Genomic DNA, 14,409 nt, shown 5'->3' with positions numbered 1-14,409 from the left:
GTTGCGCAGATTCTCGAATCCCACCCTAGCGAACAGCACGCGAGACCGGGGTCCCCAGCAACTCGATTTTGTTGCTGGGGTGGGGGAGTGGGGCACCCTTTACATGGGAGTCGCATGTGGAAACCAAAACGGGAAGAAGGGTGGGCCACCCGTCCCAAGGATGTATAACGAGTGAGCCTATGACCAGATTCTTCAAGAGGTACTACTGGATGCTAGCATCACCGTTCTATTACTTCTTCGCATTTTGGGTGTTGCAACAGCGATCCCCAATTCGTTTTGATGGAAGCGGCCCCATGGCAACCTTCTATTGGGGCAAACATTATCCAACCGTATCGCTAGCAGAATACTTCGGATCCAGCTACATAAGACGAGAGTTCATATATCCGTACTTGATCGGGGCAGTTATTGTTACGCTGTTGGGTTGTGGGCTCGTTGGAATGATCGTGCATGCTTCCCGGCCGAAGCGCTCTCGTTTGTTCATGATTTCATTTGGCACTTGTTTCGTAACACTGCTGGCTGTAGCTGCTGCGTCAGACTCTGGCACAGTGCTTCGCCTTTGGAATGGCCCGCTACTATGGGCCGCCCCGATACTCTTATTCTCGATTACTATTCCGATGTCTCTTATCTCGGGCTTGCTGAGCCTTGCCGAACAGAGACTCCGCATGGATGAGGGACGGGTTGCGCAGTCATAGCTTGGCAGTGCTTTGTTTCTGTTTTTGTTTTTCTCAGTGATCTCCCACCAGCGGGTACCGTACTCTGGACGGGCGCCCTTCTTGTCCTAGATTCCCATAATTCTCCAAGCTGCGGAATAGGGACGGGTGGCCCTTTCCCGTTTCGGTGTCCAGATAAGGGAAAACAAAACTGACCCCGCATCCGTGAGATCGACCTGAATCACAGCTCACTAACAAGACCGGGTTGGTTCTCCGATGTTGCTCTGAAGAACGAACCCGGTCTACGTCCAGCTGCTCATCTGATCGTGCGAGACGCTTTCAGTAAGAGAGACATGCCCAGGCTCAGCAAACCCACAAGGCCAAGCAGTGGGAACATGCTCGCTGTCTTCGGCAAGGCAGCCGGAGTGGCCGCCTCCGCTGGTGCAGGTGCAGGTCGGGCGACTGGCGGGTGGCCCAGCCTTTCCCATTGTGGTTCTTGTGTCCAATTCCAACCAGCTGGGTGCCCCTCGATAAGAACGAAGGCGTTGTCAAGGTACCTCAATCCTGTTACGTGCCGAAGGCACGGTGAATGAGCCAGGGAGTTGCAACACTAAGTAACGCATAGGGCACTCTTAGCATCTGAGTCGAGCACAAACACCCAAAACGGGAATAGGCTAGCCTCCAGCCTCGAGCCTCTTAAAAGCCGCCTAGAAGCAATGGGTTACAGGCATTACGTTGGTGTTTTGACTTTGCACTTCGGGAATGGCAAGTTTATAGGCAATAACCGAGTGGTATTCCCTAACCACTCATAGAGTTAGACATCTCCCGACTCCCCGCTAAGAAATTCTGCTCCCCCCTTGAAGTCCGGCACCGCAGACAAGCGTTCTGGCCGACGCTGACTGAACGGCGGTTCGTGGCCATGGAATGAGAGGGTAAGAAAGTGAGAAGTTCAAGCTCTTTCCTGCGCGCACTGTTCTTTCTTCTTGCGCTGTGTCCTTCGGTTTTGTTCGCTCAGGCGCCCGTTAGCGACGACACATTTTCGTCTGCCGATCGCAAAGCAAATTATGGGGATAAGGACTACCTCGCAGTGCAGGGTCCGAGCTCGACTGCATACATCAGATTCGACCTGTCACGCTTGCCACAGGGAATAACCGGAGACCAGATCAATAAGGCCACGATTCGACTGTGGGTGTCTGCTGTAACGCATCCTGGTTCCTTCGATGTAGTTCGCGTGGCGAGCGCGTGGAATGAAGACACACTTCAAGGCAGCAACTTGCCGTTGCTTGGCCTTACCGATGTAAGCAACGTGGCAGTGTCCAAGGAATCGAAGAATCATTATCTCGTCATCGACGTAACCGACTTAGTGCGGGACTGGGTGAACCATGCGCAAATGAACTACGGCATCGCGCTGGTTCCGGTCGGAAACATTTCAGCGGCATTCGACAGCAAAGAAAACGGATCGAACAGCCACGACGCAGAATTAAACGTGCAGCTTGAAAAGGTAGGGCCGATCGGTCCACAAGGTCTTCAGGGTGTGCGTGGCTTGGCTGGACCTGCAGGAGTAGCTGGACCTGCGGGACCGCAAGGTCTACCGGGCCCCGCCGGACCAGTTGGCGCCACGGGAGCAGTTGGAGCCACCGGACCCGTTGGAGCCACGGGGCCTCAAGGACCCGCTGGTCCGCTGGGAGTTCCAGGACCTGCTGGGCCCGCCGGAGCGGTTGGCGCTATCGGACCTCCTGGACCAGTTGGGGCGACAGGACCTCAAGGATTAACCGGTCTGCAGGGGGTTCCAGGACCTGCTGGGCCCGCCGGGGCAGTTGGCGCTGCAGGACCTACTGGACCAATTGGAGCGACAGGACCTCAAGGACCAGCTGGTCTGCAAGGTATTCCGGGAGCTACTGGACCAGCGGGGCCAACGGGAGCGATGGGACCGCAAGGTTTGCCAGGAGCTACAGGATCCGTAGGAGCAATGGGGCCGGCAGGACCCCAGGGCCAAATTGGTCCTCAAGGAGCTACCGGAGCTGCCGGATTACAAGGACCTCCAGGACCACAAGGTCCTGCCGGAGCGCCAGGTGCTATCGGACCCGTAGGACCGCAAGGACCTCCCGGACCGACAAACTACCCTGGCACGGGCTCATTGAGCGCCTCGCACACGCTGGCGCCGAACAGTGTCATCAATCTGTCGGGTGAAGGAACTCGAGATTGGTTCGCGCCTGCCGGCAACACGACTGGGAACTACCACAGCAAAATGCTCGGTGGTCAAATCATGAAGAGCTTCGATTGGGTGACAGCCGGCGGCACCCTCTTCACCCAGGGAAGTTCTTACTCGATCAGCTCTGTTGCGTCCGATGATGCAGCCGGGGTTGGCCTCGCGTCATTTAACAACGATCAGGGCGTGTTCATCCCCGGATCGGGAACGGGGTCTGGGTTCCGGCTTCGTGCGCCGGCAAATTCAAGTGCAGTGAGAACACTAAAACTTTATTGCAGCGTATTCTCGGGAGCAGTCACTCTAACTGCGCGTCTGACTGATGGATCAGCCGCTGATGTGACTGACGTTGTCGATGTTGGAGCTGGCGGATACAACTTCTTCGTTTGGACCGTCAGTTATCAACCAGCACGTGACGGGCAAGAGATTGAGCTTTCTGGCGTCTTAACCACGAATCGCGGGAGTACGCCGAACGTGAAGTTCATTGCCGCAACTCTGCAATAGCCAAGACGTACGATCGTGCGTCCCGCAATGCTGGCCACCGACCAAAAAGGGAAGGGTGCGACTAGTCTTACTGAGCAAGCAGGTTTAACTCGGCCATGGTTGCCCAGGGATTGCCGTTGATTTCGGTAATCTCTCGCAGACGCACAAACTGAGCCGGCGTTGCATTGGCGGGTGGCCCCTGCTGTATTCGTGTTCCGTTATAGGACATGGATAAGAGCATGGCCCACCCGGCCGCATCGCGATCCACGTGCCGAGTTGGCGCAAATGCCCCTGGTCAGCGCAGGCCAGACCGTTGAATTGATTGGGCGCTCTCGCATCCAGCATAGGCTGATGTGCGCATAGCGGAATTATGGCTGCAGTCGTGGCCGGATCGGTGGCTGGGTGGAACTCCCTTCCACCCAGATGTGATTCAAGTGAATGGTCCTCAACCACACTGGCTCATTCACCGTGCCTTCGGCACGACAACATACCTTGACAACGCCTTCCTTCTTATCAAAAGGAGAATCGCACCTCAATAACAAGACCGGGTTCGCCTCCGAGGTGGCTCTCAGAAACGAACCCGGTCGGTGTCCAGCTGCTCATCTGATCGTGCGAGACGCTTTCAGTACGAGAGACATGCCCAGGCTCAGCAAACCTACAAGGCCAAGCAGTGGGAACATGCTCGCTGTCTTCGGCAAGGCAGCCGGAGTGGCCGCCTCCGGTGCTGGTGCAGGTGCAGGTCGGGCGACTGCCACGAGGATTGGCTGATCAGGCGGTGGCGGCGGCGGCATCGTTCCCGCCAGACTCCTGTTGACTGAAACCTCAGTAATCGGTTCCTCGACGACTTTCGTTGCTGAGACCCTCATCCCTTTCTTCAGGCCAAAGGCATCCAACTCCTGTCCATCGATGTTGAATTTCTGACCCTTGGGGATGGTGAATTGCTGATTTGTACCGTCCTCCAAAGTCAGAACCACACTGTTGGGCGGAGCAACATGCCACACCTTGCCAGTCACAGTCTTCACTGTGGTGACGAGCTTTGGCGTTGTGGTGGTGGTGATTGTACGTTCCAGCTTCATCCCCGGCTTCAAATCGTGGACGCCGAGCTGCTGGCCATTTACCGAGACTTTGGCGCTTTCCGGCACATTTGGGACATGCCTGAGAGTGCCGTCTTCCATCTTGACTAGCAGGTCATTTCCGCTGACATAGACCACCTCGGCTCGTTCCACTTTTACCTCTTTGCTGGCCTGCCCCGAGGTTGTCGACGATTGCGTTTGCACTTGCGCGTACAGGCTCATGGCAAAGGCCAGGCAAACGACGCCTAACACGAGCACGAGCGACAGTCGCGTCCATGTGTTTCGTAAGTTCATTTTTGTAGTCTCCTTTATTGACTTAGGAACGAAGGAGCGAGAGCCGGTAGTGTTCTGTACTTCAAAGCGTTCACTTGACAGCGACCTTTCTCCTCGGTTTTTCTTGCCTCGGGATTGGTGTGCTTGTTAGCACGCGAATCCCTTCGTCTGAACTGACCATCCGGACCTGAACAATGCATCCGAGGAGCACCGGCCGATGACGCAAGAAGTGCGTCACCGACGCCACTGCGAGCATGAACGCACTAGCGGAATTGACATCCCCCTGCTGGGCAATCTCGATTCCGGATCACTAGTACTCGCCTGGCTCGGTGCTCCTCTAGCTCCCAGAGATTAAGATTGACTGGGAAAATGTGTAACTGTCATTGATGACAGGGGGCCAGCCGTTCCTGACCGCTCTTGTCGTCTGGCCGGGCGTTTCCGATCGAGCGGTGCGCACGAGGACTGCAGTCAAATGGAGTCAAGAGTTGAGGCTCCCGCTCTCGGATTGGGTTCTTCCAGAGGAGCCCAAAAGGGAAGAGTGCCGACGATTTCATTTGGGGAAACCCACAGATTGCAAGGACTGGTGGCGAGCCCGCACCCTTCGATTACTCGAAGGGTGCGGATATCCTGCGTTACCTGCTGCCGCAGGTGGTTCTGTTTATTCGGGATCGCTGGGATTGTTAAATAGCACAGTCAACTTGATGCTCCCATGTCCGGATTGAGGATAGTTTGTCGCGCCTCTATTTCCCGGGTCCAGCGATGACGCCGTGTCGTCTGGCGGAAAGATGATGAGCGAGTTCAGGAATGCGACTACAGCATCCTGGTCTTCGGGTTCCAAATTGGCAAAGGCATTCCGTGAGGCTTGCGATTCGCCGCCGTGACGCAGGATTACTTCGCTGAGATTGATGCTGCGGCCATCGTGACCGTATGGTCCGGTGGACCCTACACCCCAGAGAGGCCGTGTTAGGAATTGGGTGGTCAGCGTGCCGTCGTAATTTCTCTCGTAGAAAGCGGGGCCGAGGTCATGCCGCTTGAAGTCCGTGTAAATATCTTTCACCAGGAACGGTTGCAGATTCGGCTTCTTGAGCGCTGGGAAACCGGAGCCGTCGTCGACTACATTGATCAGTGGCGCTGCAGTCGCGAATAGATTATTCAAATTACCGCGGACCGGATCGTACACCGTCTCAAGATCTGCGACACGACGATCATGTTGAATCCACAAGTCGGCAACGTGGCAAGACGCGCAGCCGATCTTGGTAAAGAGCTTGTCTCCCCGTTGGGTCTGGTGAGTCTGTTTGTAGATTCCGGGTTTGAAGTAGTTCAGCAAATAGAACTCCATGTGGTCGATAAGGCTCACAGGGATCTCATTTGCGACATGATCTCCATCGGGATCGGCTCCCGGATCTGAGGCCGGCGGGGCTTCAATCTTGTCCAGTGAGCCATCGAGCACCATGCCGGATGGAGTCGTAACTTTTCCACCATTGGAGGCCAGGAGCAGATCGGGATCTGCTGCAGGCATTCCCATCTCGTTGCGGAAGGCGCCGACCAGGAACTCGCGCATCGAAATTGTGCTTCCTTCGGCGAAGAACGGTCGCACGCGAAGATCGGGATTCACTCCACTGACCTGCCCGGTATCAAACGAACCGTCGGGATTTGCCGTGATTGAGCCATAGGAGATGCCCTTGCTCTGGAGAGCAGCGGTCACACTCTTTCCCGAAGCCTTGGCCACAGCCGACGCTGATGAGCGAATCGCCCGTAGATCGCCTGTGATCTCATCTGCGAGCATCTCTTTCAAACCGAGACCAAAAAGATGTGGAGCATCGCGGCTGTCAGGCCGCGTGGCGACGTCTCCGCCCGCTCCAGCGGAACCTCTCGGACGTCCGTGGCAACTGGCACAACTATCGGAAAGCCCAGCGCCGATTCCCGCAACGGTATTAATATCGCCGACTCCGTCACTGTTATTCGGGCCCTGTCCCTGCTCGCGAGTGAACTTGCGCTGAAAGATCTGGCGCCCGCGACGAATCGAACGATACGGATCGCGATTGATGATGAATAAAGAGGAATAGGGCGTCATGACGTCGCCGCGCCCAGTGCCAATCTCGTCGGCAAGCGACTTATTGATTCCAGCGTTGATCTTGTTCGACGCTTGAGTGTTGTCAATGAGCTGCGCACTGACGAATAAGCTGGTGCCCAGCAGACAGACTCCTGCGACTGCAAGTACTACTATGCGCGTTTTCACCTTGGCCTCCCTGGCCGCTGATTTAAGAAGTGTCACGCAGAGTTGGCCCATACCGTATCGGGAAGGGGGCACTCAGCTACTTACTGAGATAAGCTGAGTAGCTCAAGAACATTTCAGGGTGGTTGTGGATTTCTCGAATGAGAACGCCAGGGCAATCGCCAAACTGTCCGCGACCGCCTCCTCCATCACCGCCGATACCGGCGGCCACAACGAGGCTGAGCCACCATTGCCTCCAACCCCACCACCGGCCGCCACTGCCATTTCCGCCAGTCGCACTATTGCCGGAAAGTGTGACCCGTCCTCCAAGCGAGAAACTCTGTCGTTTACGCAAATCTCATTTTTCGAATCTGAGGTCAATACAAGGAGGGTATGAAGCACATAACATTCGGGTAATTGCGTAACTCGCACATTCAAAATCGCCTTGCAAGAAACATCGATTTGAGGGAAACTCGATTCCCCGTTCCTCTAGTAAGTATTCCTATGTCGAAACAAGTCCCGACTCATGCATTCGGCCCTTTTGAGCTGCGTATTCCCACGCGCGAACTCTACAAGTACGGAGTGAAGCTAAAATTACGGCCGCAACCACTTCAGATTTTGCAAATGCTACTGGAGCACTCCGGGGACGCAGTTACCAGGGAAGAACTGCGCAAGGCGCTTTGGGTGGAAACGACCTTTGTGGATTTTGAGCACGGACTGAACAATTCCATAAAGGAACTACGCAGAGTCCTTGGCGATTCGGCTGCGGAACCACGCTATATCGAAACTCTCCCGCGGGTAGGCTATCGATTCATCGCGAGCGTTCAGAGAGATGAATCTGCAGGAGACGATCATGTCGTGGCCATGCCGACTCCACCCCCAACACCAGAATTGCCTGCCACTAGCGGACCTCAGCAACGCTGGGGGATGCGGTGGCTTCCCGCGCACTTCCGGTTGCTTGTGGCAGTGACCAGCCTGATGATGCTGGCAGCAGCGGTTTACTTGATGTGGTGGTCTTCCCTTCACCCTTCTCACGCAAATACACGAGTGGTTCTTGCAGTTCTTCCCTTTGAAAACCTCACTGGTGATTCGGGCCAGGATTATCTAAGTGATGGGCTAACCGAGGAGCTGATTTCGCAACTGGGACAAGCGGACTCTCGCCGCCTGGGCGTCATCGGCCGCGCGTCAGTAATGCATTACAAAGGTGGCCATGAGTCACTGCAGGAAATCGGCCGCGCATTGCAGGTTCAATACGCGGTTGAAGGAAACGTGCGCCGCGACTCTGGCAGGGTGAGCATCTCCGCGCGGCTCGTGGACATGAGGGGACGCAGCCTCTGGTCGGGCGAATATGACAAAGACACGACTGACTTGCTCGCCATTCAGCAAGAGATCGCCCAGCAGATTTCCAATGAAGTGCGCCTTCGATTCGGCGGCTCCGAATCCTCCGCGCCTGCGAAAACTGCGGCGATTCATGCCGTCTCAACCCAGGCACATGATCTCTATCTAAGAGGAACCTATTTCCTGAACAAACGAGATGTAGCTGGATTGCGACAGGCCGTTTCCTGCTTCCAGCAGGCTGTCACAATCGATCCGGGCTACGCTTCCGCCCATGCCGCACTGGCGAATTCCTACGCATTGTTGAGCAGTTACAGTGGCGGCTTGCAGGCACAATATATGCCTAAGGCTAAACAAGCCGCGCTTCGCGCTCTGGAGTTGGATGGAAATCTTCCCGAAGCTCATGTCGCGCTCGCAGTGATCGCCCAAAACTACGATTGGGATTGGCAGGCTGCGGAACGAGAATACCGACTCGCGATTCAGTTGAATCCAAACTATGCCACAGCACACCACTGGTATGCAGAGCATCTTGCTTACCGCGGCCGCTTCCGGGAGGCACTTGCCGAAAGCGAGCTAGCGCGACAGATTGAGCCCCTCTCCATGATCATAGCGGCCGATCGAGGTGTCATCCTCTATTACGCTCGCCAGTTTGACGATTCCATCAAGCAGTTCGCCGCTGTGCGCGAGATGGAGCCGAACTTCGTTCGGGCGGGCATGATTGTCTACCCTATGGTGGAGAAGCAACTCTACTCCGATGCTCTGAAAATAGAGGAGCAAGCGCATCGGATCTACGGAGAGAATGCCTGGTATTGGAGCAATGTGGCGTATGTTGCCGGCCGCTCAGGCCGGCAAAAGGACGCCCACCGCGCATTGCGGCAACTGAAGCAATTGAATCGCCGGCGGCCATTTGATCCGGGGATTCTGCTGTTGGCAAACCTTGCTATCGGCGACCGTGAACAAGCCTTCTTCTGGATGGAAAAAGCATACACGGAACACTCCTGCGTCTTGGCCTCACTCAAGGTTGAGCCGGCATTCGATCCAGTGCGCGCTGATCCGCGTTTCCAAGATATGCTTCAACGCTTGCGCCTCGATCGGTAAGTCAAGTTGCACTCGAGAATCGCCCATCGCACTCAATATGGATGGTTTAAAACGTGGGACGATCTGAAGTGGATAACTCAGAGGAACTGTTTTTCTCGTGTTAACGCGCCTGCAAGGATCAATGCGACACGACAGCGACAAGATTCGAGCAGGTTTGTCCCGGAGTGAAGCTCACCTGAACCGCGCTGTTCATCGGAAATTGGGAGGATTGATTTCCGCAGAAGGTCAGCGTGTTCATTGCTGGAGGTGTGACCAGGGTCACAACCGTCACATTGATGAGCGTACCGCTGCTGTCGAAGATCGCGGTGAAGTGAACGAAGCTGACCGTTCCGGTGGATGTCGAGGTGTTCACATTGAGTGCTCCGGACACACGGAATGTTCCACAGCCAGTGAGCACTAACAGTAGAGAGAGGAGCAACAGCCGCGCCGGGTTGCTGAATCGGAGGCGCATGAGTACAACCTGAATAAAGCTATTCTAAACCCAGGCTGAATTGTCATCGCCTCCAACCGAATCGGCAGCATCTACGCTGTCGGCCGTGAGCAAGGTGGCAGTATCATTCTGGTCCCGGCCGCTTCGCTACCTTGCATCAAGCGCGGCAGCACTACGATTCAGAGTTCGATCCATTCCGTGAAGTACGCAGCCAAGGCTGTGCGGCGCGAGGTAAGGCCATCGTAGTAATCGGACCACTCGGTGATCTTGCCATTGTCGATGCGCACGACGCAGACACCATGAAACACGACCGGAACTTTCCTTGAGAGTCCGGCATAGAAAGGTTCTGTTAACGTACTTTGAATTGTCCACTCGATGATCACGTGGTCACCGCTGACAAACATCGAGTTGGTGTGCAATAACGAGTCTGGGTAGAATTCCTTTGTCTTTTGGAAGAATTCAGCCAGGCGGCCCCTGTCTTTGAACTCCAATCCAATCCCATGATCCTTGAATCTGAACTGCTCGGCAAAACACGCCGTGGCGTCGTCGATCTGCTCGTTTCTCAGGAAGGCCAGCGCGCTCAACACCGCTTCTTCCGGGGCTTCCACCCCAACCATCGTTTTACTCATTTCTGCACTCCTTGTATGTCTTATCGCGCTGAGTGGATCTTTTTCGCCCAGCCAGCGTCAGGATGCTCTGCTGCGGCTAGTCCACTCAGCGCGTCTTACAACGTGATCAGTAGACTGCATAGCGGATTTGAAGTTGTGTCTGGATCTTCGGGGTTGGGCCGATTCCTGCTGAATTTCATCAAGACGCAGACACAACCCGGCGGATTCGGTATTCAGCCGTGAGCGAAACGGGAGGCAAACGAAGTATCGAAGGAATGCTCGTTCCGGAAAGTTGCCATCAACTTCTGACTGAATCATGTCCCATTGTGGGACTTACTTCGCCTTTGCAATGGCTGCGATCGTTCCACTGACAGCGCGGAGGTAATCTTGAGGAGTCAGCAAGATTTGTAGTCCTCTCATGCCGGCAGACACCGAGATTACATCGCAGATTTCAGCAAGTTCATCGACATAGACCGGATACTCCTTCTTGCATGCCAGTGCGGTAACTCCACCGCGAATGTAACCGGTTGCGGCTTGCACTTCTTTCAAAGGAAGCATTTCGATTTTCCGATCGCCTGTCTGGCGTGCGAGGGCCTTGAAGTCCAGCTCTGCATTGGCGGGAATTACCGCCAAGGAGATTCCATTCCGGTCCCCCTGCACTGCCAGGGTCTTGAACACCTGCTCTGGTGGCAGGCCGATCTTCGCGGCCACCGTTTCCGCGGACAAATCGTCGGGATCTACCTTGTACTCGCGCAACTCGTACTTGATTCCAAGGCTGTCCAGAAGTCGTGCTGCGTTCGTTTTCGTCACTCAATGTGCTCTCAACACACATCAAGAATGATAAGACGCATCAACTCGGCAACTCACGGTGGATTGTCGATCCATTGCCCCCGGGTCCATGGGCAGAGGAGTCCGTGTCAGCGTAGTAGCTGGCCTCGTGGGCAGCGACGAGAGCCTGGGTGTCTGCGTATTCTTCGAACTTCGCAATCTTGCCGTCGCGAATAAGAAAGAACATAACCCAGCGGTTGTTGAACCTGCGGTGCGTGCTCTTCACCTGGCCGCGGGACCAGCCAGTCACGACGACTCGATCCTCGTCCGCGATGAAGTCGCGTGGTTCGAAAGCTTCGATGGCAACGTGAGCATCGAGATTTTCGAAGAAGCCGGCCACGCTGCCTCGACCCTGGTAAATGCCGGAGTAGTAGGGCACCTTGCCCGGCAGGCGCCAGATCACATCCTCGGACAGCATGGCGAGCAACGCCGGGATGTCTCTGTGCGTAAAGGCCGCGTATAGATTCTTCACGAGGTGTTTGTTGCGTTCGCTCACGGTGATCCCTCCTGCCGATTCTTGATGCCCCCTATTCAAGCTTTCCTCCTGAATTCGTTGACAACACCAGCGGGCTTTGGTGGCGACTTCTCGCGGTCGGACTGACTCCCAACGCGAAATTCTTGACCGGTGATGTGTTTGCTTTCATCAGAGGCGAGAAACACGGCAGCTTCAGCGATCGCTTCTGCATGCTCAATGCCGCGTCCTTCCGCAGCGCGCAGCAGTTCTCTGGCTTGTTCGGCGCCGGCCACCGGCAGGTTCGCTGGATCCAACAGTCCGACCTGTACGAGCAACGAGGCCTGATCCCACCAGACATGTTCGTGAGCAACCTTCCCGTTTTCGAACTTCATGACCACAACGTGCGGGAGCTCGACGTGCTTTCCCGTTGGAGGAATTCCGGGCAGGAGGTAATCCCATCGCGTGTCGTGAGTGAAACTCACAATGATCTCGTCTACGACCTGATCTTTGCCGATGGTCCGGGAGATGGGCGTTACCGTGGCATCTTTGGGAATTTGATTGATGAAGTGTTCGCTGTAAAAGCGCCGGACTTCCTGTCCTCCGAAGGCTCCTGTGGCGACCGGCACACAATAGACGTAGGGTTCTGGAACCATGGTCTTCATGGTAGCGTCGACATCCTGATCGGCGAACTCCCGCTCGATGTGCGCGTCAAAGACCGCGCCCAGATCGGGAAACTCTTTAGGATTAGCAGACATGTGAATTCTTCTCCTTCTCGGCATTGTTCTTGGCCTACCTCGATCAGTAAATCCGATCGCGCGTGTCGAGTTGTATCTGTATTCGTGACTCCAGACCGAATCTTTCGGAATTGTTAAGGAGTGGCGACGTGCACTGCGCCAGAGAACACTCGGTTTCTACGCGAATGACTACAAGCGTGAGGTCGTCCGCTTGCGGACAGCCGGCAGAATGGGCCGAAAGCTCTTGCAAGATGTGCTGCAGAATCTCTTGAGGCTGCTCAGCAGTGCAACTGCACAGGATTCTCTTCAAACGCTCTTGTCCGAAAGCGCTCCCACCCGGATTCTCCGATTCTGTGAGTCCGTCCGTATAAGCGATCAGAAGATCGCCAGGTTCGAGCTGAAATGTTTCAGAGTCATAATGGGACTCGTCTAGCGCGCCTACGGGCACACCGCCAGACTGCAAGCTAAGGATCTTGCACCGGCCATAACTCCGGCGAGCTACAACAGGAGGGTTATGTCCGGCGTTCACATATGTGAGCAGCCGAGACACAGGCTCATATTCCGCATAAAAGAGCGAGGCAAAGAATTCTGCGGGAGATGACTCGCGGACCACGAGATTCACGTTCTTCATGAGCGTTCGAATCGCAGGACGCGGCGCCAAAGTTTGAGCGCGAAGCGAAGCTTGCAGCGTGGCCATCACCAGTGCAGCTCCAAGTCCCTTTCCGGATACGTCGCCAACCGCGATGCCCCAAGTGCCGTCGTCGAGCGGGAGGAAGTCGTAGTAGTCGCCCCCAATGCTGTGCGCTGGCCTATAGAAGGTGGCGCACTGTAATCCGGGGATCGCCGGCGACTTTTGTGGGAATGAGGCCTTCTGAACTTTTCGGGCGATCTCCAGATCGCGATGCAGTAGGCCAAACTCAGCCACTAACGTCTCAGTGTCAGCGTTGCTCTTCAACAGCAATGCTGTTTTGCCGTCTCGACATCTATATAAAGCTTCGGTAACGGCCTCATAGAAAACTGCTGGTGCTTGCGTGGGGAACTTCATTTCTTAGAACTCCTGTCTTGTATGGAAGGGAAGATTGCATGAATAAAGCCGAAGTAGAGACGCCCGCCGCGGCGGGCGTCTCTACGTTGCGGCCGGTGCGAGTTTGGCGGCCGTATTAGCCGAAGACCTCGCGCCGATATTGAGTAGGACTGCTTCCGCAGATCTGGCGGAATACTCGCGCGAAATGCTGTTGCGTCTTGAAGCCGCAGGCTACGGCGACGTCGAGCACGCGTGCCTCAGCCTTACGCAGTAACTCCTTCGCACGTTCCACCCTTTGCTGCAAGACAAACTGGTGCGGGCTCTGTCCGGTTGATTTGCGGAACATCTGCGAGAAGTGAGCTACGCTTAAGTTCACCTCCTGTGCCATCTGCTCGAGCGTCAACTCATCCTCAATCTTCGTGTGTACCAATTCGGTAACTTTGCGCAGGCGAGAAGGAGTGAGACCGCCTCGGAATATTTGCGGCGAAGGACGCCGGACCGCATGACCGTCGATCAACGCAGCGGCCAGTGCTCGCTCCACAGAATCCAGAAACACTTTCCCACTGGGGAAGCCGGCAATCCGCTCGGCATTTACGGCGGCAAGCAGTGCCCCGACGCGGGCATCCACGAGCTTGGTTTCGCCACGCAACTCCACTTGGCCGTTCCGAGTATCGGTGGCGGCGGTCAGCGCAGCGTCAGAGATGCACACAGCCAGGCACTCGGTGTCGGCGCTCCTGACCCATTGCGCCATCTGTCGCGGGCAGAGTGCCATTTCGCCGGCATCGTATGTAACCCTGTTTACTTCGGAGCGATGTAAGCCAACTTCGACGAACCCAGGCCGCAGCATCATCGCCACCATATTTTCATCGGGCATTTTCCAGTGCGGCTCCTTCTCGAAGTCGATTACGTTGACTGCAATCTTCATTCCTAACTTCCTCCAGTGTTCCGCTTTGCTCGAAAATCGGTCATTCGCCCGTTTGTCCCAGGCGGGAATTAAA

Annotated in this window: 14 protein-coding genes; 3 read left to right on the top strand and 11 right to left on the bottom strand. The window is 55.6% G+C overall.

From position 1 onward, the window contains the following. Nucleotides 1–179: 179 nt before the first annotated feature. Entirely contained in the window at nucleotides 180–692 is a 513-nt protein-coding gene (locus VNX88_02775) for a hypothetical protein (GenBank protein HWY67558.1), read from the top strand. 898 nt (nucleotides 693–1,590) lie between these two features. Then, nucleotides 1,591–3,360 (top strand): DNRLRE domain-containing protein, encoded by a 1,770-nt coding sequence (locus tag VNX88_02770; protein ID HWY67557.1) that lies wholly within the window; start codon nucleotides 1,591–1,593, stop codon nucleotides 3,358–3,360. Between the two features lie 67 nt (nucleotides 3,361–3,427). Here the strand turns inward: VNX88_02770 and VNX88_02765 are convergent, their stop codons facing one another. The 4 genes from VNX88_02765 to VNX88_02750 all read right to left on the bottom strand — a co-directional run bounded on the left by VNX88_02765 (nucleotide 3,428) and on the right by VNX88_02750 (nucleotide 7,185). Continuing rightward, a complete protein-coding gene (locus tag VNX88_02765) occupies nucleotides 3,428–3,580 on the bottom strand; it encodes a hypothetical protein (GenBank protein HWY67556.1) in 153 nt (50 codons plus the stop codon). A gap of 358 nt (nucleotides 3,581–3,938) precedes the next feature. Then, nucleotides 3,939–4,706, bottom strand: a complete 768-nt coding sequence (locus VNX88_02760) for a hypothetical protein (GenBank protein ID HWY67555.1) — start codon at nucleotides 4,704–4,706, stop codon at nucleotides 3,939–3,941. A gap of 637 nt (nucleotides 4,707–5,343) precedes the next feature. After that, on the bottom strand, nucleotides 5,344–6,924 hold the full coding sequence (locus VNX88_02755) for a di-heme oxidoredictase family protein (GenBank protein HWY67554.1): 1,581 nt from the start codon (nucleotides 6,922–6,924) through the stop codon (nucleotides 5,344–5,346). A 102-nt stretch (nucleotides 6,925–7,026) separates the two neighbouring features. Continuing rightward, nucleotides 7,027–7,185 carry a hypothetical protein gene (locus VNX88_02750; protein ID HWY67553.1) on the bottom strand — a complete coding sequence of 53 codons (159 nt, stop codon included), beginning with the start codon at nucleotides 7,183–7,185 and terminating at the stop codon, nucleotides 7,027–7,029. Between the two features lie 219 nt (nucleotides 7,186–7,404). On the opposite strand from VNX88_02750, the gene VNX88_02745 reads away from it, so the two are divergent. After that, nucleotides 7,405–9,333 (top strand): winged helix-turn-helix domain-containing protein, encoded by a 1,929-nt coding sequence (locus tag VNX88_02745; protein HWY67552.1) that lies wholly within the window; start codon nucleotides 7,405–7,407, stop codon nucleotides 9,331–9,333. A gap of 118 nt (nucleotides 9,334–9,451) precedes the next feature. On the opposite strand, the gene VNX88_02740 is transcribed toward VNX88_02745, so the two are convergent. From VNX88_02740 to VNX88_02710, 7 genes are all read right to left on the bottom strand, one after another. Beyond that, nucleotides 9,452–9,685: a hypothetical protein gene (locus VNX88_02740; GenBank protein HWY67551.1), complete on the bottom strand. Its 234-nt coding sequence runs from the start codon at nucleotides 9,683–9,685 to the stop codon at nucleotides 9,452–9,454. 257 nt (nucleotides 9,686–9,942) lie between these two features. Beyond that, nucleotides 9,943–10,392, bottom strand: coding sequence for an ester cyclase (locus tag VNX88_02735; protein HWY67550.1), 450 nt, complete (start codon nucleotides 10,390–10,392; stop codon nucleotides 9,943–9,945). Between the two features lie 312 nt (nucleotides 10,393–10,704). Further along, a complete protein-coding gene (gene ybaK, locus VNX88_02730) occupies nucleotides 10,705–11,181 on the bottom strand; it encodes a Cys-tRNA(Pro) deacylase (protein ID HWY67549.1) in 477 nt (158 codons plus the stop codon). A 40-nt stretch (nucleotides 11,182–11,221) separates the two neighbouring features. Further along, nucleotides 11,222–11,695 (bottom strand): nuclear transport factor 2 family protein, encoded by a 474-nt coding sequence (locus tag VNX88_02725; GenBank protein HWY67548.1) that lies wholly within the window; start codon nucleotides 11,693–11,695, stop codon nucleotides 11,222–11,224. Between the two features lie 35 nt (nucleotides 11,696–11,730). Next, on the bottom strand, nucleotides 11,731–12,408 hold the full coding sequence (locus VNX88_02720; protein ID HWY67547.1) for an ester cyclase: 678 nt from the start codon (nucleotides 12,406–12,408) through the stop codon (nucleotides 11,731–11,733). Nucleotides 12,409–12,451: 43 nt separating this feature from the next. After that, nucleotides 12,452–13,432, bottom strand: coding sequence for a PP2C family protein-serine/threonine phosphatase (locus VNX88_02715; GenBank protein HWY67546.1), 981 nt, complete (start codon nucleotides 13,430–13,432; stop codon nucleotides 12,452–12,454). A 115-nt stretch (nucleotides 13,433–13,547) separates the two neighbouring features. Next, nucleotides 13,548–14,336, bottom strand: coding sequence for an AraC family transcriptional regulator (locus tag VNX88_02710; GenBank protein HWY67545.1), 789 nt, complete (start codon nucleotides 14,334–14,336; stop codon nucleotides 13,548–13,550). Nucleotides 14,337–14,409: the final 73 nt, after the last annotated feature.

The organism is Terriglobales bacterium, from assembly GCA_035567895.1.
Classification (GTDB): domain Bacteria; phylum Acidobacteriota; class Terriglobia; order Terriglobales; family Acidobacteriaceae; genus Gp1-AA112.
The sequence above is the reverse complement of the archived record's forward strand: the minus strand, read 5'-3'. Positions and strand labels throughout refer to the sequence as shown.